A 22,886-nucleotide genomic window follows, 5' to 3' on the forward strand; every position below is an offset into this window, starting at 1 on the left:
GCGGCGGCAACCTGCGGCAACCTCGAAGGTCGTGGGCTCGGACGTCGCCCGCGAGAGGCGTCACCGACAGTCGACTATGCACAATAGTCGTCGATGTCGCATAGTGGTGTCATGGACCGTACCGGGGAGTGGATGAGGCGCGCGCGGGAGACGCTGGCTCCGGCCGGCACGGCGCTGCGCGCCGGGGGACCGCGCCAGGTGTCCGTGGCGATCACCGCGGGGCCGGCCGTCGGCCGACGGGCGGTGACTGCGTCGTGACTTCCGCCGACCCCTCCCCCGACCGTTTCGAGCCGGTTCCCCTGGGCGCCCTCGAGCAGCAGGTCATGGATGCCCTCTGGGACTCCGGCGAGCTGACGGTCCGCGAGGTGATCACAGCGCTCGGCGACGTGCATGCCTATACGACCATCGCCACCGTGCTGACCCATCTCGGCCGCAAGGGCATGATCCGCTCGCGGCGCCAGGGCCGCTCCGTGCGCTACGCCGCCCGGCGCAGCCGTTCCGAGCATGCCGCGCGGGTGATGGAGCACGCCCTGTCGGCCAGCAGGGATCGTCGGGCCTCGATCGTGCACTTCGTGGAGACCATGGACCCCGGCGAGGTCGACCTGCTGCGCTCGTACCTCGACCAGCACCCCGCATCCGGGGGGCGGGACGACGGATGAGCGTGCTGACCCTCCCCCTGCTCATCGCGCTCCTGCTGGTCGCGAGCGCCGTGGCGGGCCCGGCGCTGCTGCGGGCAGGGTCTCCGCTGCTCATGCGGGTCCCCCGCACCGCCGTCGCGGTGCTGCTGACGTCCCTGGGCGCCTGGCTGCTCGCGGCCGCATCGCTCAGCCTGCTCCTGGCCTGGACGCTCACGGGACCGGATCTGCTGCCCGGGGCCGTCGGCGAGGTGTGTCAGCGGTGCCTGGACGCCTCCACGCCCTTCACCCCCGACCAGACCGTCGAGACCGCTCTGCCGATCGCGGTCCTCGTGGCCCTGCCGGTCCTCGGCGCCGTCACGGTGCTCGTCCTCGGGGCGCGGCGCGCGATCCGGGCCCGCTCCGCCGCCCGGGATGCGGCGCGGGACATCACGGCCGGCGCCCGCGCCATCCGCCTCGCCGGTCACGACGTGTGGCTGGTCCCCGACGAGGAGCCCGCGGCCTTCGCGCTGCCCGCCCGCCTCGGCGGGATCGTGGTCTCCGCCGGGCTGCGACGGGCCCTCAGCGACGCGGAGCTGAGGGCCGTTCTCGCCCACGAGGGCGCTCATCTGCGCCAGCGCCATCATCTGGTCCTGTCGGCGACGCGCTCCCTCGCGGAGCCGCTGCGCTGGATCCCGCTCGCGGCGGCGATCGCCGAGGCGGTCCCGCGATATCTCGAGATCGCGGCCGACGAGAGCGCCCGCCGATGTTCCGGGACCCGTTCGCTGGCCAGTGCTCTGCTGAAGATCGGCGCCCCGGTCCGCCCCGCGACCCCGACGGCCGCTGCCCCCGCGACGGCCACCGCGTCGGCGGGTCCGCAGCTGCATGCAGGTCTGCTGCACGCGGGTGGCCCGGACCGCATCCGCCATCTGGTCGCCCCGGCCGGGGCGGGATCGGCTCTGCTGCCGACGGCGCTGCTGGCCGGGCTGATGCTCGTCCTGACCGCCGTCATCGTCGCCGTGCACGGCCCGTACCTGCAGGTGCTGCTCGCGGGGTGCGCGATCCCCGGGTGAGGCGGTCGGCGTCGCGCCGCACCGAGCCACCCGGCATCGCTCCGTGCCGAGCCACCCGGCATCGGTCGGTGCCGAGCCGCCCGGCATCGGTCCGTGCCGAACCACCCGACGTCGGTCAGCGAGGGGACGCCCCGTGCCGGCCGGTCCCGGGATATCGGGCACGAGTCCGTGCCGCGGCGCCGCGCACCGGTCAGCGGGTGCCGTAGTCCTCGTCGAAGGTCGTGGTGACCAGGTATCGGGGCCCGCCGACGTCCACCGCGGCCGCCGACTCACCGGAGAAGATCTCGGGGACGGCGAGCGCGCCCTCCTGATCGACGTCATAGGGCTGGACCATGCGTCCCTGCGAGGTGTCCAGCACCACCAGGGTGCCCTCCTCCTGCCGCTGGGCGTAGGCCAGCCGCTCGCCGGCGGTGAGGAAGAGCAGCTGTTCGGGGTCCTCGTGCCGCCAGCTCTCCGAGCCGTCGGGGTCGAGTCCTCGGACCATGGCCCCGGCGGCGACGACCGTGACGTCCAGGACGTGGTCGTGGGCCACCCGCTCGGCGTCGCGGGCGATCACGGCCCCGTCGGCGAGGTCGATCACGGTCCCGGCCTCGCGGCCGTCGCCGAGGACGGCGTACCCGGTGTTCGGATCGATGCGGGGGCCGATGGCGCTCCGCTGCGGGTCGAGCCCCTCGGGAAGCGTGATCCGCCACCGCTGTTCGCCGTCGTCCGCCGCGAGCGCGACCAGCTCGCCGCCGTCGATCGTGACGACGAGTCCGCCGTGCTCGGCCAGGATCCTGCCGCCGTCGAGCTCCTCCTCGGTCAGCGCGATCTCGCCGGTCCCCGCGGCCAGGGCGGTGCGCGTCTGCGACGAGCCCATCGGAGAGGTCTCCGGCGCGGAGTACACCAGCCCCTGCGCGGCCTGCGGGCCCGGCACCTCGACCGGTCCCCAGCGCACCTCGGCGGTGCGCAGGTCGTAGCCGGTCAGGCTCGTGGCCAGCGGGGCATCGCCGTCCGTGGCCGTGTCCGCGAGCACCGCGATCGCAGCCCCGTCGGCGTCAGCGGAGAGGCAGAATCCGGTGCAGCTGAGCGGTCGCTGCGCCTGCCACAGCAGGGTGCCGTCCTCGGCGACGGCCCGGAAGCGCAGGCGATCGCCGTCGTCGGAGTACCCCAGGAAGATCCCGTCCCGCTCGAGGGGCGTCGCGGTCCACCCCGGATCGACCACGATCATCGGGGTCATCTCCAGCGGCAGGCGCAGCTCGGTGACGTCCACCGTCTCGGCGCGCTCCTCCAGCACGGTCGGAGCGGGGTCGACGTCGACGTCCGGCCCCGTCCCGTGCCCGCTCGCGGTTCCCGCGGGCTGGTCGGGGTCGCAGGCGGCGAGGGCGGCCAGCCCCAACGGCAGGGTGAGGACGAGGGCGCGCCGCCTCATCGGCGACCCGTCCGCGGAAGGACGGGTCCGACCTCGACGCGTCGGCGGCGCCGTCGATCATGGCGCCGCCACAGGGCCAGGGCGAGCAGCCCGAGGACGGCGATCACCGCGATCTGGACGCCCGTCCCGCTGAGCGCGCTGCTGCGGGACTGCCAGCTCGCCAGCACGCTGGTGGGGATCAGGGAGGGCAGGGTGACCAGGCCGTTGGTGGTCCAGAACAGGACGCCCAGGGCGATGATCACCGCGCCGGTGAGGACGGTGGTGGTGTGCAGCGTCCGGCCCAGCACGGTGAACTCCCGGCCCCGCAGCAGCGAGCGGGTCCGGACGCTGAGCCGGTCCCACACGGCTGCGAGCACCATCAGGGGCACCACCATGCCGGCACCATAGACGGCCAGCAGGATCGCGGCCAGGACCATGCTCCCCTGCCCCATGGCGAGGGTGAGCACGGCGCCCAGGATGGGGCCGGCGCAGAACCCGGCCACTCCGCCCACGGCGCCGAGCAGGATCGTGCGCGGCAGTCCGCTGCCCCGCGAGGAGGCCTGCTGCGCGCGGTCGATGCCGGGCAGCGCCCGCGAGAGGTCGAAGCCGAGGCCGAGCGCGTGCATCACCCCGAGCACGATGAGGATCACGGAAGTGACGGTGACCAGCGCGGAGCGGTGCTGGGCGAACATCGTCCCGAGGGCGCCCGCGCCGATGCCGAGCGGGACCAGGGTGAGCACCAGGCCGAGGTAGAAGGCGAGGGCGTGCGGGAGCAGGCGGGCGCGGCTGGTGACGGTGGCGGCGAAGAAGCCGGGCAGCAGGAACGCCCCGCACGGGCTCAGCAGGGCGAGCGCGCCGCCCAGGAAGGAGGTCAGGATCCCGACCTCCACCTCAGCCCTCCGCCTCGGCGAGCGCGTCGTCGAGCGCGTCGGTGAAGACCTCGGTGGGCTGGGCGCCCGCCATCGGCGTGCCGTCGAGGAGGAAGGCCGGTGTGGACATGGCACCCAGCTCGATGCCCTGCCGGGCGTTGGCGTCGATGGTCGCCGCGACCTCCTCGGAGTTCAGGTCCGCGGTGAACTGCTCGGTGTCCAGATCGAGGTCGCCGGCCAGCTCGACCAGCGAGTCCTCGTCGAGCTCCTGCGGGGAGCGGATCTCGCCGTCCGCGAAGAGGGCGTCGTGGTAGTCCTGGAAGCGGTCCTGCTTCGCGGCGGCGAGAACCGCACGGGCCGCCCGCTCGGACTCGTCCCCGTAGATGTTCACGTCGCGGTATTCGATGCGCAGCTCCCCGCGCTCGACGTACTCGCGCAGGACGGGCAGGGTCTCGTGCGACCACTGGGCGCAGTAGGGGCACTGGAAGTCGGAGAACATCACCAGCACCACCGGGGCGTCGACCGGGCCCTCGGCCAGGAGATCGTCGGGATCGCGGGCCTCCTCCTCGCTGAGGTCCGGCTGCGCCACCTGGTCGGGGTGCTCGACCGCGCCGGGCTGCTCGGTGCCCTCGGCCGGGGCGGCGGTGCCGGCCGCCTGCTCGGAGTCGTCGTCGCCGCCCATCCAGAGCGCGGCCGCGATCAGCGCGGCCACCACGGCGAGGATCACCAGCGGAGCCAGCCAGCGGCTGCGCCCGCCGGAGGGCTGCTCGGCCGGTGTCCCGGTCGTCTGCGGGTCAGGCATCCGTTCTCCGATCACGCGGGGGAACGGCGCACCGCGGCACCGTTCGACTATCCATCATAGTAACTATGGTGGATAGTACGCAGATCGATGCGCTCGACTCAACCTCGGGTGACCGGCCGCTCAGTGCGCGCCGCCCAGCTCGATGAGCAGCACGCCGGCGACGATCAGCCCCATGCCCCCGAGCATCGTCGGGGTCAGCGCCTCGCGGAACAGGACGCGGGAGAGCAGGGCGGTCAGCACGATGCCGGCCGCGGCCCAGACGCCGTAGGCGATGCCCAGCGGCATGCCGGTGGCGAGCGAGCCGGACAGGAAGGTGAAGGCGACGACATAGCCGAGCACCACCAGCAGGTAGGCGGCGCGCCGACCGTCGGCGGCGACCCGCAGCGACAGGGTCGCGCCGACCTCGCTGACCACCGCGCCGATCAGCAGGATCCAGCTCATGGCGCCCCCTCCCTTCTCGCAGCCGGGAGATCGGGGGTCGACCCCGCGCCCTCGCGCCGTCGGGCCCGGTGCGAGCCGATCTCGACCACGGCGACGCCGGCGGCGATCAGCACGACGCCGCTGATCTTCATCGCGGTGAAGGCCTCGCCGAACAGCACCGCCGAGAGCGCGGCGGTGAGCACCACGCCGCAGGCGGCCCAGATGCCGTACGCGACGCCGAGCGCCATCCCGCGCCGCAGCACGAGCGCGAGGCAGCCGAAGGAGAGGGCGTAGCCGATCACGACCACGATGTAGAGCAGGGGGCGATCGAGCGCCCCGCGCAGGGAGAGGGTCGCGGTGACCTCGCTGAGGATCGCCCCGACCAGCAGCAGCCAGGCGATCACGCCTCGCCCCCGAGCAGGCCCAGGGCGAGGGCGTGGACGGAGCGAGCATCCTCGGCAGGCAGCTCGAGCTGGCCGGTGGCACGGTCGAACCAGAGCCCGTCGGCCATCAGGCGCACCGCGAGCAGGCGCTGCCGGGTGACGACGGGAGTGCCGGCGGGGATCGAGAGCCACCCCGCCAACTGCTCCTGCCAGCGCGCCGTGAGGCTCACGCGGAGCTTCGGATCGGCGAAGATCACCAGGTCCGCCGGGGAGAGCCGCGCGTGGCAGGCCCAGTCGAGGTAGGCGAGGAATCGGCGGTGGGCGGGCACGGCGGCGAGGTCCTGGACGCCGGTGCCGTGGACGGCCTCGATCTGGGCGAGCACCTCGCGCTCGTAGCGGTCGGCGATGTGGTCCAGCACGGCCCGCAGCAGGGCCTCCTTGGTGGCGAAGTGGTACATCAGCCCGGTCTTGGTGACCCCGGCGGCGCGGGCCGCCGAGTCGAGGGTCAGCGTGCCGTCGACGCCGAGATGGGACTCGGCGGCATCCAGCATCGCCATCCGGGCCGACGGGCGGTGGGCGGGTCGGGGCGAGGGATCGGGCGCCATGAGGACTCCTCCGGGACGGCGGGCCCTCGCTACTTTACTGGCCTCTTGGTCAAGTAAGCAATGGGGCGCGCACTCACGGTCCTGACGCCCTGCGGTATCACAGCTGTCGTCGTGTCCTATGGGCTCAACGACATCGATCTCGATGCCCCGGATGACGAGGCCTATGACCTGGTCATCGCCGTGGCGACGGGCGATGTGAGCCTCAAGGAGATCGCCGCAGCACTTTCCGACTGGCGGTGAGGCTCCCGCCCCGGGCGGCGCGATTCGTCAGCCGGCGCTCTCTCCCGGCCCCGGCGCCCAGCGGGCGATCTGGGCGGCGAGGTGCCCGGCGCCGTAGCCGTTGTCGATGTTGACCACCCCGATGCCCGGCGCGCAGGCGGAGAGCATCGTCAACACGGCGGCGCGGCCGCCCTCGGCGACGCCGTAGCCGACGGAGGTGGGCAGGGCGACCACGGGGGCGCTGATCTGCCCGGCGACCACGGTGGGCAGGGCGCCGTCCATGCCGGCGGCGACCACCACGCAGGCCGCCTCGCGCAGCTCCGGCAGGCGGGCGAGCAAGCGGTGGAGGCCGGCGATGCCGATGTCCGCGATCAGGCGGGTGGGGCGGCCGAGGTAGCGGGCGGTGAGCTCGGCCTCACGGGCCACAGGCAGGTCGCTGGTGCCGGCGCAGGCGATGATCACCTCTCCCCCGCTCGCCGCGGGCGGAGCGGCGGGCCAGACCAGCAGGTGGGCATCGGCCGCGTGGAAGGCGTCGGGCAGCACGTCGAGGATCGCCGCGGCCCGGGCCTCGTCGGCGCGGGTGAACAGCACGGGGCCGAGGCCGTCGTGGCCGGCGACGCCCAGCCGCGCGTACTCGGCGGCGATGGTGGCCACCTGCTCGACGCTCTTGGCGTCGCACAGCACGGCCTCGGGGGCGCCGCGGCGGCGCGAGCGGTCCAGGTCCAGCTCGAGGACGCCCTCGATCCGACCGTCCGGCTCGACGTGCCGCCCGCCCGGCGGGGCCGGCTCAGCTCCGGTCACGATGGCTCGAGATGATCTGCAGGGAGAACAGGCCGGAACGGATGCCGTCGAGGTCGATCGTGACGTGGGCGAATCCCGCCTCCTTGCCGGCGGTGACCAGCGCGGTGCGGATCTCCGACTCCATGGCGCGGGCCAGTTCCGCCGTGGGCAGCTCGATGCGACCCACCTCGCCGTGGTGGCGCACCCGGCAGTCGCTGAAGCCCTGCTCGTAGACGGCGTCCTCGAGGTCGTCGATCTGGCGCAGCTTCTCGGGGGTGACGGACTGCCCGAAGGGGACGCGGGACGCCAGGCACGGAGCGGCGGGCTTGTCCGCGACCGGCAGGGAGAGCGCGCGGGCGACGTCACGGACCTGCTGCTTGGCCATCCCGGCGCTCGACAGCGGGCGCAGCACCCGGTGGCGGGTGGCGGCGCCGGAGCCGGGACGGTCGCGGCGCCGGGCGTCGTCGGCGTTCTCCCCGTAGGCGACGGCGTCGAGCCGGTGCGCACCGACGATGTCGTCGTCGATGCGGGTGAACAGCTCGTCCTTGCAGTGGAAGCAGCGCGATGCGTCGTTCTTCTGGTAGTCCGGGTTCTCGCCCTCGTGGGTGGGGATCTCGACGACGTCGATGCCGATCACGGCGGCGACCCGGTGGGCCAGGCGGCGTTCGCGGCGTGCGAGCGACGGTGAGACGCCGAGCAGGGCGACGACGTTCTCGGCGCCGAGGGCGCGCACGGCCAGCGCCAGCAGGGTCGCGGAGTCGACGCCGCCGGAATAGGCGACGCCGAGGCGCTGGACGGTGCTGAGCTGGGCGGATACCTCGTCGGCGAGGGTGAGAGCCTCGCCCTCGAGCGCCTCGGGCGTCATGCCCTCGACGTCGAATCCGGTGCGGCCGGGGTGGAACAGCGAGGTGGGGGCCGACGGGTCGGCGCCGCCGCCGGCGGCCGGGGCGGTCAGCGGGCGGGTGGTGTGCTGGGGGTTCGCGGTCACAGGGACTGGCGCTCCTCGGCGAGTCGGAACAGGACTTCTCCCGCGTGGTCGATGACGAGGGTGTCGGGATCCTCGCGCAGGGCCTCGATGTCCAGGGAGGCGGGATCCTGGTACAGGACGTTGTACTCCTCGCACTCCTGCTGCGAGATCGACGTGGCGAAGTAGCGGTTCACCCGTTGCTTCTCCTCGCCGGTGGCGGGATCGTAGGTGCCCAGGCCGGTGACGTGCGTGGAGTGGGCGAGCTCGCCCCAGGGATGGTCCTTGAACCGGTCCCACTGCTTCGTGAAGTACTCGATGTTGTGATACCCGATGTCGCGCAGGCCGGGGTGCATGGCGGCGACCTCGGTGATGTGCGGGGCGTAGATGATCACGTCGCCGCCGTCGGCGCAGACGGGCTCGGACTTGTAGAAGCCCTTGGCGCCGGTCCACATGTCGTCGTACATCTCCGGGACCAGCGCCACGATGCGCTTGTACGGCGTGTCGACGTAGGTGATGTGGGTCTGCGCGGAGATCTTCGCGCTGGCGGCCCAGGCGGCCTGCGGGTCGCCGTAGGCGACGGCGCCGAGATCCGCCCCGCCCTCCTTGACGTCCATGGTGAAGCAGTACTTCTCGGTGGTCACGAGCTCGCTGGCGGCGTCGATGAGCTGGCGCACCGGGGTGATGCCGAGGGTGCCGATGATGCGGCTGGCGGTGATGAGCGCGCCCACCCAGTGGGAGATGTCGATGACGTCGTGCACCGAGCAGCCGGGGAAGAAGTACTTGTTCCCACCGGAGAAGCCGACCACCTCGTGCGGGAAGACGGGGCCGACGATGAGGTTCACGTCCGATTCGACGCACAGCCGGTTGATCTGCACGCGCATGGGGACGTCGGTGAGCAGGCCGCCGGTGAGCGCGGCGATGCGCTCGGCGGAGATCTCGCCGAGGTCCGCGATCTGGTCCGGATCGTCCCAGGCGTGGTTGACCACGGTCCATTCGGGGTAGGTGGCCTGCGCGCCGCGCTCGGTGGAGCCCAGCAGCGTGTCGATCGCGCCGTCGTCCATGGCGGCGTGGGTGCCCAGCGCGATCAGCACGGTCACCGAGGCGGCACGACCGGCGAGCGCGTCGTGGATCGCGGGCAGCACCTTGGGCAGCGGGACGGAGCGGGTGCCGTCGGGGACGATCAGGCAGACGGACTTGCCGTCGTAGTCGGTGCCGGCGAGCTGCTCGGTGACGAAGTCCCGGATCTGCTGGTCGGTGAGCGTCGAGTCCGGGCCGCCGAGCAGGGCGGCGCGCTCCGCGAGTCCCTCGGGGATCGGCTCGATGGTCGGCGTCGTCGCAGTCTGCTCGCTCATGGCTCCATGATGGACGCCCTGACCGGGGACGACAAGGAAAGGCTCGCTGTTGCCACCACCCCGGGTCGGATCCGGGATCGACGCATCGTGGCAGGTGCGCAGATCCGCCTCGCATCCGCTGAAAACAGGTATGCGACTGTTCCCGGCCGATCTACCCTGAGCGGATGACCACGTCGGCCTCACCCCCGGCCCCGACCGTCACGGCAGCTGCTGGCGAGGAGTTCGCGCTGCTGGAACGGCTCCTGCAGCTGTACCTCCACGACGTCTCCGAGCACGCAGGGTACGACGTCGACGAGGCCGGGTCCTACCGATACGCCTGGCTCGGCGCCTACCGTCACGACGCGGACCGTCACGCCTTCATCCTCCGCGTGGAGGGTCACCCGGCCGGCTTCGCGCTCGTCCGCGCCGGCGAGCCGACGCGCATGGCGGAGTTCTTCGTGCTCCGGAAGTATCGCCGCGGCGGCGTGGGAACCCTGGCCGCTCGCGACCTGATCGCCATGTTCCCCGGCACGTGGTCGATCACCCAGCTCGCGACGAACCGAGACGCCACGGAGTTCTGGCGCCGCGCGATCCCTGCGTCGTTCGACGAGTGCGTCCATGCCGACGGAGGCGTGGAGCAGACCTTCTCCACCGCGCCCCCGAAGCACGGCTGATGCGCTGGCTCCCCGGCCTGGACGAGGGATTCCGAGATCGACTGCTGGCCACCCTGGACGGCCACGGCGCCGTCGAGGTCCACGACGCGGACCTCGAGCACAGCGCGCTTCTCCTGGAACAGGTGACCGGCCCGACCCTCGCGGAGGAGACCGACCGCGCGGGCCCTCTCGGGACGGCATCCTTCGCCGGGAGCGTCGCCCGCAGGATCGCAGGCGTCCCCGCGCCGCACGACGCACCCCAGCTCGCCGACGGAGCCGAGCACTGGCTCGCGCAGTTCGAGACGCAGCACGACACGGCCCGTCATGTCGGCATCGCCCTGGACGCAGAGACCTTCGCTGCTGCCGTCGACGGCGTGGAACGGCTGGGACGAACCCGGTCCGCCACGCTGACCCACGGCGATCTCAGCGTCGAGAACATCATGCGCCGCTCGGACGGCCCGTGGATCGCCATCGATCCCGACTTCCTCGCCGGCCCGGTCGAGCACGAGGCCCACACGATCCTTCGGAGCCTGCTGACCTCGATCGTCGCATCCTCGAACCCGATCACGGCGAGGGCAGATGCCGCCCGCGCGTTCTGCTCGGCCTCCGGGGCCGATCCGGGCCTGGCGCTCGACATCTCCCACGCACGGTTCGCCGCCTCCTACTACTGGGAGGCCCAGCACCAGGGCGACCCCGAGAACGTCGAGAACCTGCGGGTCGCCACCTGGTACGCGGCCGAGCTGCGTCGGAGGCACGCGCGCGACCGCTGATGCTCAGCGGAGTGCCGACGGTCCCGATGAGGCACGGCCCCGACGATCCCGGCACCGGGCACCGGCTCAGGGCGCACAGTCGATGCAGGTGGTCGCCTCCGGTCGGGCGGCCAGCCGGGCCGAGGCGATCGGGGCCCCGCAGCGCCGGCAGCGACCGCCCTCCCCGCGCTCCATGCGCTCGGCCGCCTCGTCGATCCCGACGAGAGCCTCGGTCCGCGCGAGGCGCAGTCCCTCCAGGCGGGACCACTGCTCCGACAGCGGCACGCCGTCGGGGTCGTGCTCGTCATCGTCCGCCGTGCCCTCACGGGACCGCCGCAGCGCCGCGAGCTCGCTCTCGACCTCCTTCAGCTGAGCCCGAGCGTCCCGCCGACGGGACGCGAGCTGCTCGGCACGGTCACGGGCCACGTCGGAGTTCTGCGACACGTCATCCATGAGCCCAGTCTGCTCCGCAGCTCGCGATCGGTGAGCAGCCGGCCCGACCGAAGACCGAAGCTCTCGATCCCGCCGTGACGATGCCGTCGGAGTACGTCCTCATCGACCGACAGCTGTACGAAGCCATGATCAGCACTCGACCGTCCGCAGGGATGACGACATCTCCCCGAGTTCCGATCCTGCCGAGACCTTCGCGTGGACATGCATGTCATGCCATCCGTCGGCGTACAGAGCGCCGTCACGGCGCGTCCCCTCCGCCGTGAATCCCGCTCTGGTCGCGACACGGCATGACCCGGGATTCCTCGTCGAGTGTTCGAGCTCGACGCGGTGCATTCCGACGGAGAGGGCCCACACGGTCGCCCGATGAAGTGCTCGGGAGGCGATCCCCCGACCGCGGGAGGCGGCCCTTGTCCAGGAGGCCGCTTCCGCGGATCCGTCCGTCAGGTCGAACGTGAGCGTCATGCGACCCTCCAGCGTGCCCTCGATGTCGACGGCCCAACTGGCCGCCGCCTCCGACACCCACGCCGACGCGGCCTCCGCGACCCACCTGCTGGCCTCATCCGGCGACATGGAGCGGGCATGCCAGCGCTGGATCTCGGACTCCGCGTACGCCGAGACCACCGCTGGAACATCGTCGTCCGCCCACGGGCGCAGCATGATCGGTCCCGCGACGAGAACGGGCTGCGCAGAGGCCGACAGCGATCCCGCAACGATGGCCGGCTCGACGAGGGAGGGCATGCCCAAGAGCTTTACAGCACGGGACCGCGAAGACAACCGGGTGGACGCAGGCCATCGCGGGCAGCGGCCGACGGTGCACCCCTCAGTCGCCCTGATCGACCCCCGTCCGTCGCTCCGAGCCCGAGTCGCGTCGCGCCTCCGCGGCCAGCACCGCGTCGAGCAGGCCGGGGAAACGCTGGGCGAGGTCCTCCTCGCGCAGGCAGTTGAGGATGGCGGTGCCGCGGTACCGCTGCGTGATGACGCCTGCCTCCCGCAGCACCCGGAAGTGGTGGGTCGAGGTCGACTTGGTGACCGGCAGATCGAAAGCGATGCAGGCCTGGTCGTCGTGCCCGCCCGCGAGCTGGCCGACGATCACCCGCCGGATCGGGTCCGCGAGCGCGGAGAGCACCTGGTCCAGGGCGATCTCCTGGACGTCGGGGTGATGGAGAGTACGCACGGCCGCGCCCTTTCTCTCAGGATTGCGGCCCATAGTACTAGGGCCCTCGTAGTACGGTGCTCCTCGTACTAACCGATAACGCTCTGGAGACGACTCCTGTGACGACTCTGTTCACTCCCTTCCGCATCCGCGACCTCGAGATCCCCAACCGGGCCTGGATGTCGCCGATGTGCACCTACAGCGCGGACGCCTCACCGGGTTCGGCCGGTCGTCCCACCGATTTCCACCTCGGCCACTACTCCGCCCGCGCCGCCGGCGGAGCGGGCATGGTGATGGTCGAGGCCACGGGCGTGGCTCCCGAGGGGCGGATCTCACCGTTCGACCTGGGCCTGTGGGACGACGCGCAGATCCCGGACTTCGCCCGGATCACGAATGCGGTCCGCTCCCAGGGAGCGGTCGCCGGCATCCAGCTGGCGCACGCCGGCCGCAAGGCCTCCACGGGTCGCCCCTGGGAGGGCGGCGACTGGTTGGGCACCGAGGAGTACGGATGGATGCCGTACGGCGCGAGCCCCGTCGCGTTCCCCGGCGGCCCGGTCCCCCACGAGATGAGCCGCGAGGACATCAGGGCCGTCGTCTCCGCGTTCGCCGAGGCCGCCCGGCGCGCTCTCGAGGCGGGGTTCCAGGTGGCCGAGATCCACGCAGCGCACGGGTACCTGCTGCACTCGTTCCTCTCCCCGATCGCGAACCGGCGCATCGATGAGTACGGCGGCGACCTGACCGGCCGGGCTCGGCTCGTGCTCGAGGTCATCGACGCGGTCCGCGCGGTCTGGCCGGACGATGCCCCCGTCTTCCTGCGCATCTCGACCACCGACTGGATCGAGGAGAACTCCGAGGACCCCCGGGACAGCTGGACCTACGAGCAGTCCGCCCGGCTGACCACCTGGGCCGGCCAGCACGGCGTGGACCTGGTCGACGCCTCCTCGGGCGGTACGGACATCGTCCCCATCCCCCACGACGCCGACTACCAGACCCGCTACGCCGCACGACTGCGTCAGGACACGACCGTCCCGATCGCCGCCGTCGGCCGCGTGAAGGACGCCGAGCAGGCGGAGGAGCTGATCGGCTCCGGTGCGGCCGATGCCGTCCTCGTCGGCCGCGAGATGCTCCGGGACCCCTCCTGGGCCAACCGCGCCTCGCGCGCTCTCGGCGCGGAGCCGCGTTTCATCACGCAGTACGCGTACGCGCTGTGAGGTCCGCGCCGACCGGTGCTCCGCCGCGGGTGGTGGCCCGGTCCGCCCCGTCGTCGTCCTCCAGGGCGAGACGGTACGCCTGGCGCAGAGCCTCGAGCTGCGCCGGGTTGTAGAGGTCGGTCACCGCCTGATTCAACGCTCGCATCGACTCGCGCCGCCGGCCGCCGGCCGCGACGGGCGGGGTCCGCGTGCCGGGGTACCGCTCATGGATGGTGCGCAGCAACGGGACGAGCCGTGCGGCGACAGCACGCACGGCGCCCTCGTCCGCATCCGCCGGCAGGTCGTTGAAGTCCTCGTCGGCCTCCTGATGGTCGGCGACGATGCCGCGCAGGTCCCGCATGCCCTGGTCGTCGTAGAGCACGCCGCTGATCGTGATCATCGCCCGATCCGCCTCGGTGAGGCTGCCGGCGACGGATTCGAAGCCGGCCGGGACGTCCGGCCCGGCGGGGTGGGCCAGCAGATCGACCAGCTCGGCGCGGACTGCCTGCTGGCGGGCGATGGAGTCGGCGAGCTGGGCGTCGAGCCCGCGCACCGCTTCGGCATAGCTCTCGTCGGACTCCCCGGCCTGCGCGATCTCGGCGAGGGACATCCCCAGCTCCCGCAACCGCGTGATCTGCAGCAGGCGCACCAGATGCGGCGTGCCGTACTGCTTGTACCCGTTCGCCGCCCGCGCGGGCTCCTCGAGCAGCCCCACCGCGTGATAGTGCCGCACGCTCTTCACCGTGGTGCCCGCCAGATCGGCGAGCCGGCGCGTGCTCCAGGCCATCAGCGGACCCTCGGCAGCTCGGACATGCCCCCATCATCGCGGACCGCAGGACGCAGGGGAAGCGGACTCTTGACCGTGCCCCAGGGGCACCGTTTCGGATGGGGTCACCCATGATCACGAGGAGACACATGAGCACCGCCCCCAGCTCCCTGACCCACGACTCCGCGACGCCCACCCCGTCCGTCCGCCCGTCCCGACCCTTCGGGGCGCATCTGTCCATGCGCTGGTGGGTCCCGGTGGTGCTGACGCTCGTCGTCGTCGCGGCCACCTATCTGCTGCAGCTGCTGCTCCTGGGCGCGGCCGCGCTGGTGGAGGTCGGCATGTTCGGCAAGGATCCCGCCGACACCTCGCTGACGCCGCTGACGTATGTGGCCAAGGACCTCTCGATCATCCTCCTGGCCCCCCTGACCCTCGTGGTCCTGGCACGGGCGGCCCGGGTGCCCTGGCGCTCGGCTCTGCGGGCTACGGGGCAGTTCCGGTGGCGGCGCCTGGGGGCGTATCTCGGCCTGTTCGCGGTGCTCATGGTGGCCGTGAACCTCGCCCTCCAGCTCGTCCACCCCTCGCCGCTGTCGCTGTTCGCCGTCTCCGGCACCACGGTGGCGCTGCTGGTGATGGTGCTGCTGACCACGCCGCTGCAGGCTGGGGCCGAGGAGGTCGTCTTCCGCGGCGTGCTCACCGCGTCCTACGCCTCCTGGGTTCGGGCGGCTCGTCCGGCGGCCGTCGTCGGCATCATCGGCTCGAGCACCCTGTTCGCCGTGCTCCACACCAGCGCCGACCCGTGGATGATCGTGAACTACCTCGGCCTCGGGGCGAGCACCGCGGTCATGGCGCTGCTGGGCCGCGGTCTCGAGGCGCCGATCGCCTTCCACGTCATGAACAACGTCTTCTCGATGGGCATCGGCGCCCTCTTCGCCGACGGCGGCGGGATCGGTCAGGATCGTGGCGCCGGCTCCGCGGGCCCCTACATGCTGCTGTTCCTCCTGGCCGAGGTCGTGGCGGTGCTCCTGGTGTGGTGGATCGAGCGGAGGCGCAGCACCTGAACACCGCTGCGACCCTTCCCCTGATGGCAGGATGCCCCCATGCCGATCACCGATCTCGCCGACCTGCTCCGCTCCATGCGGCCGATCCGCCAGGACGGAGAGTACGTCTTCGTCGACGCCGAGGCGCTGCCCGCCGAGGTCCGCGTCGAGGCGAGCGTGCGCGAGGAGGAGGGCCCCTCGGGCGTGATCGCCCGCGGTGACGCCGACCTGCTCGGCCTGCCCTATGACGTCGTCACCACGTGGATCACGCTGACCGTCCACTCCTCGCTCGAGGCCGTCGGCCTCACCGCCGCGGTCAGCACAGCGCTGGCAGAGGCCGGACTGCCCTGCAATGTCATCGCGGGACTGCGGCACGACCATCTGCTGGTCCCGACCGGCTCGGCCGACGACGCGCTGCGCGTCCTCCAGGAGCTCTCCGCCCGGTCCGCCCACGAGGCCGCCGATGCGGCAGGATGAGTCCTGACACCGTTGTCGACGGGCTAGGAGGCCCCACCATGAACGACATCGTGATCGTCGCCGCGGCCCGCACTCCGCAGGGGCGTCTGCAGGGGGCGCTGGCCCCGTTCTCGGCCCCGCAGCTGGGGTCCGTCGCCATCGAGGGCGCCCTCGCACGGGCCGGCGTGGACGCGTCCGGTGTGGATGCCGTGATCCTGGGGCAGGTGCTGCCCGCGGGCAGCGGCCAGAACCCGGCCCGTCAGGCCGCCCTCGGCGCGGGGATCGGCTGGGACGTCCCGGCCCACAGCGTCAACAAGGTGTGCCTGTCCGGGCTGACCGCCGTCATCGACGCGGCCCGGATGATCGCGGTCGGGGACGCGGAGGTCGTCGTCGCAGGCGGCATGGAGTCGATGTCCCAGGCTCCGCACCTGCTCATGGGCTCCCGCTCCGGGTGGAAGTACGGGGCGGTCGAGGCGCTGGACCACATGGCCCACGACGGCCTGACCGATGCGCAGGACCGGGAGAGCATGGGGCAGTCGACGGAGCGGCACAACCCGCGCTTCGAGGTCACCCGTGAGGACCAGGACCGGGTGGCGGCGCTGTCCCACCGGCGTGCGGCCGCGGCCGCCGAGGTGCTCGCCGAGGAGATCGTCCCGATCGAGGTGCCGCAGCGCCGCGGCGAGCCGCTGGTCGTCGCCGCGGACGAGGGGATCCGCCCGGACACGACGGCCGCCTCCCTCGCGGCGCTCCGCCCTGCCTTCGCCGCGGGCGGGAGCATCACGGCGGGCAACTCCTCGCAGATCTCCGACGGCGCCGCGGCGCTGGTGCTCACCACCCGCGCCCGCGCCGACGAGCAGGGCTGGCAGGTCATGGCCGAGATCGGTGCTTCGGGCCAGACCGCCGGGCCGGACAACTCCCTGCAGGCTCAGCCTGCGGATGCGATCACCCGCGCCCTGGCGAAGCAGGGGATCACGCCCTCGGACCTCGACGTCGTGGAGATCAATGAGGCCTTCGGCGCGGTCGTCGCCCATTCTCAGCGCGCGCTCGGTCTGCCCGAGGAGATCGTCAACCCCCACGGCGGGGGCATCGCGATCGGTCACCCCATCGGGGCCTCGGGTGCCCGGCTCGCGGTGCACGTCGCCCATGAGCTGACGCGCCGGGGCTCCGGCACCGCCGCCGTGGGGCTCTGCGGCGGCGGGGGCCAGGGTGAGGCGCTGCTCCTGTCGCGCTGACCGCTCCCCCTTCCGCGCACCACACGGTCGAGATCTACGGTCTCGTGGTCACAGACGCGTGTGGCACCACGAACGCAGAGCTCAGCTGCGGGCGGGGGTCGGCGTGCCAGGGTCAGCGCCGCCGATCTGCGCCGGTGTGGGCAGCGCCGCGCCGTATCCGGTCTGCTCGACGGTCGTGACCAGATCCCGCGGCTCGTACTCCGCGGGGGAGGTGACCTTCGCCGTCTCGGTGGCGTCGTCGACGCTCGCGCTGACCCCGTCGAGCTTGTTGAGCTTGCGCTCGATGCGGTGCGCAGCTCGGGCACGGGGAGAACGTCAGGCGCGGGTCGCGGCGTACCCGGCCTCCTGGACCGCGGCGAGCACGGCGTCGTCCGGGACAGGCTGGGTGGCGGTGAACGAGAGGGCCCCCGTCTCATGGCTGACCTCGATCTGGTCGATGCCGGGGATCTCGCCGACCTCCTCGCGCACGGACATCTCGCAGTGCCCGCAGGTCATGCCGGTCACCCGGTACTCGTAGCGGTTCTGGGCCATGGGGCGTCTCCTCGTCGTTGCGTACCCTCGAGGGGTATCCGTCTCTCTCAAATGTACCCTTTGGGGGTATGTAGGTCACGGTGCTGCCGCGGATCCGTGAGGCACTGCGGCGTCCTGCGTCAGTCGCTGTGACCCACCGCCGCGGCAGCGGCCTCCGGACGCAGGTCCACCCGGCGCAGCAGCTGGGCGTTCAGCGCCACGACCACGGTGGACAGGGACATGAGGACAGCGCCGACGGACATCGGGAGCACGAAGCCGATCGGGGCGAGGACCCCTGCCGCCAGCGGCACGGACAGCAGGTTGTAGCCGGCCGCCCACCACAGGTTCTGCCGCATCTTGCGATAGGCGGCGCGGGAGAGCTCGATGACCGAAAGCACCGCGCGGGGGTCGGAGCTCGCCAGGACCACGCCGGCCGAGGCGATCGCGACGTCGGTGCCGGCGCCGATCGCGATGCCGACGTCGGCCCGGGCCAGAGCGGGAGCGTCGTTGACGCCGTCGCCGACCATCGCGACCTTCTTGCCCTCCTGCTGGAGCTCGGCCACCTTCGAGGACTTGTCCTCGGGGCGGACGCCGGCGAAGACGCGGTCGATCCCCAGCTCGGCCGCGACGCTGTGCGCGACCGACTCGGCGTCGCCGGTGATCATGACGACCTCGAGGCCGCGGGCGTGCAGCGCGTCGACAGCATCGCGGGACTCGCCACGCACCTCGTCGCTCAGCTTCAGCGCGCCGATCACCGTGCCGTCGCGCAGCACGTGCAGAACGGTCGCCCCTTCCTCGCGCCAGGCGGCGGCGCCGGCGTGCTCGTCCCGGCCGGCCTCCTCCAGCAGCCGCGGTCCACCGACACGGATCTCGCGGCCCTCGACCCGGGCGCTGACGCCCAGGGCGGGGGTCGAGGAGAGGTCCGACGCGGCGGGGATGTCGACCCCGTCGGCCTGCGCCCGGCCGATGATGGCGCGGGCCAGGGGGTGCTCGCTCTCGGCTTCGGCCGCAGCGGCCAGGGCCAGGACCTGCCGGGAGTCCTCGCCGGCGATCTCGTCGAGGGCGGGCTCACCCGTGGTCAGGGTGCCGGTCTTGTCGAACAGGACGGCGCCGACGGTGCGCATTCCCTCCAGGGCGAGCCGATCGGTGACCAGCACGCCGCCACGGGCGGCGCGCTCGGTCGCGATGGAGACCACCAGCGGGATCGCGAGCCCCAGGGCGTGGGGGCACGCGATCACCAGCACGGTCACGGTCCGCACGACCGCCTCGTCCGGCAGCCCGACCAGGGACCAGATGATCGCGGTGAGCACGGCGGCCCCGAGCGCGAACCAGAACAGCCAGGCCGCGGCCTTGTCCGCGATGCGCTGCGCGCGGGAGGAGGAGTTCTGCGCCTCGCGGACCAGCCTCTGGATCCCGGCGAGCGCGGTGTCGTCCCCGATGGCGGTGATCTCGAGGCGCAGGCTGGAGTCGGTGGCGACGGTGCCGGCCACGACCTGGTCCCCCGCCGCGCGGGTGACCGGTCGGGACTCACCGGTGACCATGGACTCGTCGACGTCGGCGCGCCCCTCGAGGATCACGCCGTCGGCCGGGACGCTCGCCCCGGGCCGCACCAGCACCTTGTCCCCGCGCTGCAGCTCCGCCGGGGAAACGGTCACCAACCCATCGCCCTCGATCCGCTCGGCCTCATCGGGCAGCAGCGCCGCCAGGGAATCCAGCGCGGACGTGGTCTGCGCCAGGGAGCGCATCTCGATCCAATGCCCCAGCAGCATGATCACGACCAGCAGGGCGAGCTCCCACCAGAACTCGAGCTGGGGATCGAGCAGGCCCAGCGTGGACCCCCAGGAGGCCAGGAAGGCGACGGTGATCCCGAGGGCGATCAGCAGCATCATCCCCGGCCGCCGGGAGCGGATCTCCCCGACGCCGCCGGTGAGGAACGGGCGCCCGCCCCAGATGTACATCACGGTGCCCAGCACCGGGGCGATCCACCGCGCGCCGGGGAACTCGGGGACCGTGTAGCCCAGCAGCATCGCGAACATCGGCGAGAAGACCACCACGGGGACCGCGATCAGGAGGTTGATCCAGAACAGGCGGCGGAACTGCGCGACGTGATCGCCGTGGCCGCTGTGGCCGCTGTGGTCGCTGTGGTCGCTGTGGTCGCTGTGGCCAGAATGACCTGCGTGACCATCATGACCTGCGTGGCCGGAATGACCCGCCTGGCCATCATGCCCTGCGTGGCCGGAGTGCTCGGACGGGCCCGCATGCCTCTCGCGCTCGGTGCGGCCGCCGTGCTCTCCGTGCTCTCCGTGCTCCGAGAGAGCAGGGTCCGCCTCGCGGACGGAGTGGCCGCCCTGCTCGGCGTTACTCGTGTGCGGGGATTCGCGGTGGGACATCATGCCGGCACCATATACCCCCTATGGGTATCCGTCGAGGGGTAACCCGTCACGTCGGTCGGCCGTCGCGACCCGAGATGGCCGTCGCCCTTCTTTTCATCGCTGATCGACGATATGATCGCTGCATGACGATCATCGATGTCACACGCGAGCCCCAGTTCGAGATCGGCGACGGGCAGGCCGCGCTGTTCCACGCCCTGGCCGAGCCGACGCGGCTGGCACTGCTCCAGCACCTCTCCACCGGGGAGCACCGGGTGCGGGACCTCGTCGACCACATGCATCTGGCGCAGTCCACGGTGAGCAAGCACCTGGCCTGCCTGCGCGACTGCGGCCTGGTCGCCGTGCGCAGCGAGGGCCGTGCGTCGTGGTTCTCCTTAACGGACCTGGACCACCTCTCGGGCGTGCTCTCCTCGGCCGACGCGCTGCTCGACGCCGCCGGCACCTCGCTGTCCCTGCGGGACCACCACGACCACGACGTCGGCCTGGACGGAGAATTCTGATGGGCGCCGGGCACGACCACTCGCACAGCCACGGCGCCACCGGGACGGCCCGCACCCGCCTCGCGATCGCCTTCGCCATCACGGCGCTCATCGTGCTGGCCCAGGCGGTGGGCAGCGTCGTCACCGGGAGCCTCGCGCTGCTGACCGACACCGCCCACGCCCTCGTGGACGCCTCCGGGCTGCTGGTCGCCCTGCTCGCGGCGACCATGATGCTGCGGCCCGCCAGCAACGCTCGCACCTGGGGCTTCGCCCGGATCGAGGTGCTGGCGGCCCTGGCGCAGGCGACGCTGCTGATCGTCGTCGGCACGTACACGGCCGTCGAGGGCATCTCGCGCCTGGCCGACCCGCCCACCGTCCCCTCCGGGGAACTGCTCGTGTTCGGCGTGATCGGCCTGCTCGCCAACATCATCGCGATCGCCGTGCTCGTCGGCGGGAAGGACTCGAACCTGAACCTTCGCGCGGCCTTCCTCGAGGTCGTCAACGACGCCCTCGGCTCCCTCGGCGTGATCGTCGCAGCGCTGGTGATCCGCTATACCGGGTTCGAACAGGCCGACGCCCTGGCGGGGCTGTTCATCGCGGCGCTGATCGTGCCGCGCGCCGTGCGCCTGCTGCGCGAGACGCTGCGGATCCTCATGGAGTACACGCCGAAGGGGGTCGACCTCGACGAGGTCCGCGAGCACCTCCTTGCCCTGAAGCACGTCCAGGACGTCCATGACCTGCACGCCTCCGCGATCGGCTCGAGCCTGCCCATCATCTCGGCGCACGTCGTGGTGAGCGAAGAGTGCTTCGAGTCGGCGCACGCCCTGCGCATCCTCGAGGATGTGCAGACCTGCGTGCGGACCCACTTCCCGGTGGCGTTCGAACACGCCACCATTCAGATGGAGAGCCCGGAGGTCCACCGGCGGGAGGCGGCACGGAGCCTGCACGCATAGCCGCGGGCTGCCGGATGGACGCCGGGGGCCGTCGGCCCGAGCAGGACTATTCCGTTGTCCTCCCCGTGGTCGCACCGGATGATGAGCGCATGCACGAGGACCCGAGTGACCGGACCATCCACCAGCATCCCCTGGCGTACCTGCTGGGCCTGGAGGGTGTCGCCCTGATGCGAGCCTTCGCCGGCGAGCACGGCCGCGCTTTCACCGAGGCCCGCATCGCCGAGGTACGCGATCTGCTCGAGCGGGCTGCGGAGCTGGGCCCCGGGGTCGACGTCCCGCCCCTGCCCGTCGAGGACGGCTACGACGGCTGGGCGAGCACCTACGACGGGGAGGACAACGGCTGCTTCCCGATGCGCGATGACGTGCTCGCTCCCCTGCTCGACCGCCTCGAGACGGGCCGCGCGCTCGATGCCGCGTGCGGCACCGGCGCTGTGGCGCGCCAGCTGGTCGATCGCGGGCACGACGTCACCGGCGTCGACTTCTCCGAGGTCATGATGACCCGCGCCCGGCAGGCCGTCCCGGAGGCGGACTTCGTGACCGGGGAGCTCACCGCGCTGCCCCTGCCGGACGGCGACGTCGACCACGTGGTGTGCAGCCTCGCGCTCACGCACCTGGGCGACCTGTGGCCGTTCTTCGCCGAGGCCGCGCGGGTGATGCGTCCGGGCGGGCACCTCCTCGTCCTCGACACCCGCGGCCACTTCCTCGGATCGACCCGGTATCCGCTGGTCAAGACGGCTCCGGACGGCCGGGTCGGCCACATCGCCGGCCATCACCACGGACTCGGCGACTACCTCCGCGCGGCCCTGCCGCAGGGTTTCGTGGTCCGCGACTGCATCGAGACGCACCTCGGGGACTGCTTCGTCCCACCCGAGCAGGAGGCGCGACCGCTGACGCCGGGCCCGCCGAACATCTGGGAGCTTCACCCCTGGGCGCGGGCCGCCGTCAACGCCGCCAAAGCCGGCCAGTCCGCGGTCGTCGCCTGGGATTTCCAGCTGCTTCCGGAGGTCTGAACCGCGCTCGGCGATGGCGCCCGAGCCGACGCCGGGGGCCTGTGACACAGCCCCGGGAGATCGATCCCGACACCCTCTTGCGCGCCGGGTCCACGAAGGTCAGAATTATCCGCAACAGGCCTGTTCAGGCGGTGATTCGGTGCAGACATGAAGCACCGGTGCCGTCTGCCTGCGGTGTCCCGGATGTCGTCCGGGCCGTATGAAAGGTGAAGCGGGATGATCAGGACCATCGGACGCGGCATGCTCGAGGTCGCGCGAGCGATCGACACCGGCCACGCCATCAAGCACGGGCTCACCCCGAGGGCGTATCGCAACGGCGGGCCGACGGCGCCGTCGGCGGCTCCCGTGGCGAACACCGTGAGGCCGCTCGAGGAGCTCGACATGCAGCCCTGAGCTGCC

Annotated in this window: 29 protein-coding genes; 13 read left to right on the forward strand and 16 right to left on the reverse strand. The window is 72.2% G+C overall.

What is annotated here, in order from left to right; all coding sequences use genetic code 11:
- Positions 1-254 precede the first annotated feature (254 nt).
- Both BH708_RS12845 and BH708_RS12850 read left to right on the forward strand, forming a co-directional pair.
- The gene (locus BH708_RS12845; RefSeq protein ID WP_076809228.1) at positions 255-659 is read left to right on the forward strand and encodes a BlaI/MecI/CopY family transcriptional regulator; all 405 of its coding nucleotides are present in this window, start codon (positions 255-257) and stop codon (positions 657-659) included.
- Positions 656-1,687 carry a M56 family metallopeptidase gene (locus BH708_RS12850; protein WP_076809230.1) on the forward strand — a complete coding sequence of 344 codons (1,032 nt, stop codon included), beginning with the start codon at positions 656-658 and terminating at the stop codon, positions 1,685-1,687. The genes BH708_RS12845 and BH708_RS12850 overlap by 4 nt, the downstream gene beginning before the upstream one ends.
- 190 nt (positions 1,688-1,877) lie before the next feature.
- Here BH708_RS12850 and BH708_RS12855 read toward each other — a convergent pair whose 3' ends face one another.
- From BH708_RS12855 to BH708_RS12880, 6 genes are all read right to left on the reverse strand, one after another.
- Entirely contained in the window at positions 1,878-3,098 is a 1,221-nt protein-coding gene (locus BH708_RS12855; RefSeq protein ID WP_076809233.1) for a PQQ-binding-like beta-propeller repeat protein, read from the reverse strand.
- Positions 3,095-3,967 carry a cytochrome c biogenesis CcdA family protein gene (locus BH708_RS12860; protein ID WP_076809235.1) on the reverse strand — a complete coding sequence of 291 codons (873 nt, stop codon included), beginning with the start codon at positions 3,965-3,967 and terminating at the stop codon, positions 3,095-3,097. The genes BH708_RS12855 and BH708_RS12860 overlap by 4 nt, the downstream gene beginning before the upstream one ends.
- A 1-nt stretch (position 3,968) precedes the next feature.
- Complete coding sequence (locus BH708_RS12865; RefSeq protein ID WP_076811250.1) at positions 3,969-4,748, reverse strand: thioredoxin domain-containing protein; 780 nt, start codon at positions 4,746-4,748, stop codon at positions 3,969-3,971.
- A gap of 120 nt (positions 4,749-4,868) precedes the next feature.
- On the reverse strand, positions 4,869-5,189 hold the full coding sequence (locus tag BH708_RS12870; protein ID WP_076809237.1) for a multidrug efflux SMR transporter: 321 nt from the start codon (positions 5,187-5,189) through the stop codon (positions 4,869-4,871).
- A complete protein-coding gene (locus tag BH708_RS12875; protein WP_083713569.1) occupies positions 5,186-5,572 on the reverse strand; it encodes a multidrug efflux SMR transporter in 387 nt (128 codons plus the stop codon). Before BH708_RS12875 ends, BH708_RS12870 begins: the two co-directional genes overlap by 4 nt.
- On the reverse strand, positions 5,569-6,156 hold the full coding sequence (locus BH708_RS12880; RefSeq protein WP_076809239.1) for a TetR/AcrR family transcriptional regulator: 588 nt from the start codon (positions 6,154-6,156) through the stop codon (positions 5,569-5,571). The genes BH708_RS12875 and BH708_RS12880 overlap by 4 nt, the downstream gene beginning before the upstream one ends.
- A gap of 111 nt (positions 6,157-6,267) precedes the next feature.
- Here BH708_RS12880 and BH708_RS20505 point away from each other — a divergent pair, with 111 nt between their 5' ends.
- Positions 6,268-6,396 (forward strand): hypothetical protein, encoded by a 129-nt coding sequence (locus BH708_RS20505; protein ID WP_256386283.1) that lies wholly within the window; start codon positions 6,268-6,270, stop codon positions 6,394-6,396.
- Positions 6,397-6,423: 27 nt separating this feature from the next.
- On the opposite strand, the gene larB is transcribed toward BH708_RS20505, so the two are convergent.
- From larB to BH708_RS12900, 3 genes are read right to left on the reverse strand one after another with little or no spacing between them, the layout of a single operon-like run.
- Positions 6,424-7,176, reverse strand: coding sequence for a nickel pincer cofactor biosynthesis protein LarB (gene larB / locus BH708_RS12890; protein WP_083713570.1), 753 nt, complete (start codon positions 7,174-7,176; stop codon positions 6,424-6,426).
- The gene (gene larE, locus BH708_RS12895; protein WP_371329814.1) at positions 7,163-8,143 is read right to left on the reverse strand and encodes an ATP-dependent sacrificial sulfur transferase LarE; all 981 of its coding nucleotides are present in this window, start codon (positions 8,141-8,143) and stop codon (positions 7,163-7,165) included. Before larE ends, larB begins: the two co-directional genes overlap by 14 nt.
- Positions 8,140-9,474 (reverse strand): lactate racemase domain-containing protein, encoded by a 1,335-nt coding sequence (locus BH708_RS12900; protein WP_076809241.1) that lies wholly within the window; start codon positions 9,472-9,474, stop codon positions 8,140-8,142. Before BH708_RS12900 ends, larE begins: the two co-directional genes overlap by 4 nt.
- A 164-nt stretch (positions 9,475-9,638) precedes the next feature.
- Here BH708_RS12900 and BH708_RS12905 point away from each other — a divergent pair, with 164 nt between their 5' ends.
- A complete protein-coding gene (locus BH708_RS12905) occupies positions 9,639-10,127 on the forward strand; it encodes a GNAT family N-acetyltransferase (RefSeq protein ID WP_076809243.1) in 489 nt (162 codons plus the stop codon).
- Positions 10,127-10,876 carry an aminoglycoside phosphotransferase family protein gene (locus tag BH708_RS12910; RefSeq protein ID WP_076809245.1) on the forward strand — a complete coding sequence of 250 codons (750 nt, stop codon included), beginning with the start codon at positions 10,127-10,129 and terminating at the stop codon, positions 10,874-10,876. Before BH708_RS12905 ends, BH708_RS12910 begins: the two co-directional genes overlap by 1 nt.
- Before the next feature lie 66 nt (positions 10,877-10,942).
- Here BH708_RS12910 and BH708_RS12915 read toward each other — a convergent pair whose 3' ends face one another.
- The 3 genes from BH708_RS12915 to BH708_RS12925 all read right to left on the reverse strand — a co-directional run bounded on the left by BH708_RS12915 (position 10,943) and on the right by BH708_RS12925 (position 12,482).
- Positions 10,943-11,308 (reverse strand): TraR/DksA C4-type zinc finger protein, encoded by a 366-nt coding sequence (locus BH708_RS12915; protein ID WP_076809248.1) that lies wholly within the window; start codon positions 11,306-11,308, stop codon positions 10,943-10,945.
- A gap of 129 nt (positions 11,309-11,437) precedes the next feature.
- Positions 11,438-12,046 carry a GNAT family N-acetyltransferase gene (locus tag BH708_RS12920; protein WP_076809250.1) on the reverse strand — a complete coding sequence of 203 codons (609 nt, stop codon included), beginning with the start codon at positions 12,044-12,046 and terminating at the stop codon, positions 11,438-11,440.
- An 82-nt stretch (positions 12,047-12,128) separates the two neighbouring features.
- Positions 12,129-12,482, reverse strand: coding sequence for a helix-turn-helix transcriptional regulator (locus BH708_RS12925; RefSeq protein WP_076811255.1), 354 nt, complete (start codon positions 12,480-12,482; stop codon positions 12,129-12,131).
- 98 nt (positions 12,483-12,580) lie between these two features.
- Here BH708_RS12925 and BH708_RS12930 point away from each other — a divergent pair, with 98 nt between their 5' ends.
- Positions 12,581-13,672, forward strand: coding sequence for an NADH:flavin oxidoreductase/NADH oxidase (locus tag BH708_RS12930; RefSeq protein WP_076809253.1), 1,092 nt, complete (start codon positions 12,581-12,583; stop codon positions 13,670-13,672).
- Here the strand turns inward: BH708_RS12930 and BH708_RS12935 are convergent.
- Positions 13,647-14,438 carry a MerR family transcriptional regulator gene (locus BH708_RS12935; protein ID WP_076809255.1) on the reverse strand — a complete coding sequence of 264 codons (792 nt, stop codon included), beginning with the start codon at positions 14,436-14,438 and terminating at the stop codon, positions 13,647-13,649. The genes BH708_RS12930 and BH708_RS12935 overlap by 26 nt on opposite strands.
- A 128-nt stretch (positions 14,439-14,566) precedes the next feature.
- Between BH708_RS12935 and BH708_RS12940 the strand changes: the two genes are divergently transcribed.
- Genes BH708_RS12940 through BH708_RS12950 form a run of 3 tightly spaced genes read left to right on the forward strand, consistent with a single transcriptional unit; the run spans position 14,567 to position 17,145 of the window.
- Entirely contained in the window at positions 14,567-15,478 is a 912-nt protein-coding gene (locus BH708_RS12940; RefSeq protein WP_172805759.1) for a CPBP family intramembrane glutamic endopeptidase, read from the forward strand.
- 39 nt (positions 15,479-15,517) lie between these two features.
- On the forward strand, positions 15,518-15,934 hold the full coding sequence (locus tag BH708_RS12945; RefSeq protein ID WP_076809257.1) for an ACT domain-containing protein: 417 nt from the start codon (positions 15,518-15,520) through the stop codon (positions 15,932-15,934).
- Between the two features lie 38 nt (positions 15,935-15,972).
- Positions 15,973-17,145 (forward strand): acetyl-CoA C-acyltransferase, encoded by a 1,173-nt coding sequence (locus BH708_RS12950; RefSeq protein ID WP_076809260.1) that lies wholly within the window; start codon positions 15,973-15,975, stop codon positions 17,143-17,145.
- 81 nt (positions 17,146-17,226) lie between these two features.
- Here BH708_RS12950 and BH708_RS19595 read toward each other — a convergent pair whose 3' ends face one another.
- The 3 genes from BH708_RS19595 to BH708_RS12965 form a co-directional block, all read right to left on the reverse strand.
- Positions 17,227-17,430 carry a heavy metal-associated domain-containing protein gene (locus BH708_RS19595; protein ID WP_083713945.1) on the reverse strand — a complete coding sequence of 68 codons (204 nt, stop codon included), beginning with the start codon at positions 17,428-17,430 and terminating at the stop codon, positions 17,227-17,229.
- A gap of 30 nt (positions 17,431-17,460) precedes the next feature.
- Positions 17,461-17,676, reverse strand: coding sequence for a heavy-metal-associated domain-containing protein (locus BH708_RS12960; RefSeq protein WP_076809262.1), 216 nt, complete (start codon positions 17,674-17,676; stop codon positions 17,461-17,463).
- Positions 17,677-17,795: 119 nt separating this feature from the next.
- Positions 17,796-20,045, reverse strand: coding sequence for a heavy metal translocating P-type ATPase (locus tag BH708_RS12965; protein WP_083713947.1), 2,250 nt, complete (start codon positions 20,043-20,045; stop codon positions 17,796-17,798).
- Positions 20,046-20,170: 125 nt separating this feature from the next.
- On the opposite strand from BH708_RS12965, the gene BH708_RS12975 reads away from it, so the two are divergent.
- The 4 genes from BH708_RS12975 (at position 20,171) to BH708_RS19855 (ending at position 22,880) form a co-directional block, all read left to right on the forward strand.
- Entirely contained in the window at positions 20,171-20,545 is a 375-nt protein-coding gene (locus tag BH708_RS12975) for a helix-turn-helix transcriptional regulator (RefSeq protein ID WP_076809266.1), read from the forward strand.
- Positions 20,545-21,477, forward strand: a complete 933-nt coding sequence (locus BH708_RS12980; RefSeq protein WP_076809268.1) for a cation diffusion facilitator family transporter — start codon at positions 20,545-20,547, stop codon at positions 21,475-21,477. Before BH708_RS12975 ends, BH708_RS12980 begins: the two co-directional genes overlap by 1 nt.
- 89 nt (positions 21,478-21,566) lie before the next feature.
- Complete coding sequence (locus BH708_RS12985; protein WP_076811261.1) at positions 21,567-22,487, forward strand: class I SAM-dependent methyltransferase; 921 nt, start codon at positions 21,567-21,569, stop codon at positions 22,485-22,487.
- Positions 22,488-22,703: 216 nt separating this feature from the next.
- Positions 22,704-22,880, forward strand: a complete 177-nt coding sequence (locus tag BH708_RS19855; RefSeq protein WP_157235949.1) for a hypothetical protein — start codon at positions 22,704-22,706, stop codon at positions 22,878-22,880.
- Positions 22,881-22,886 lie beyond the last annotated feature (6 nt).

It is taken from the genome of Brachybacterium sp. P6-10-X1 (genome assembly GCF_001969445.1).
Lineage (GTDB): Bacteria > Actinomycetota > Actinomycetes > Actinomycetales > Dermabacteraceae > Brachybacterium.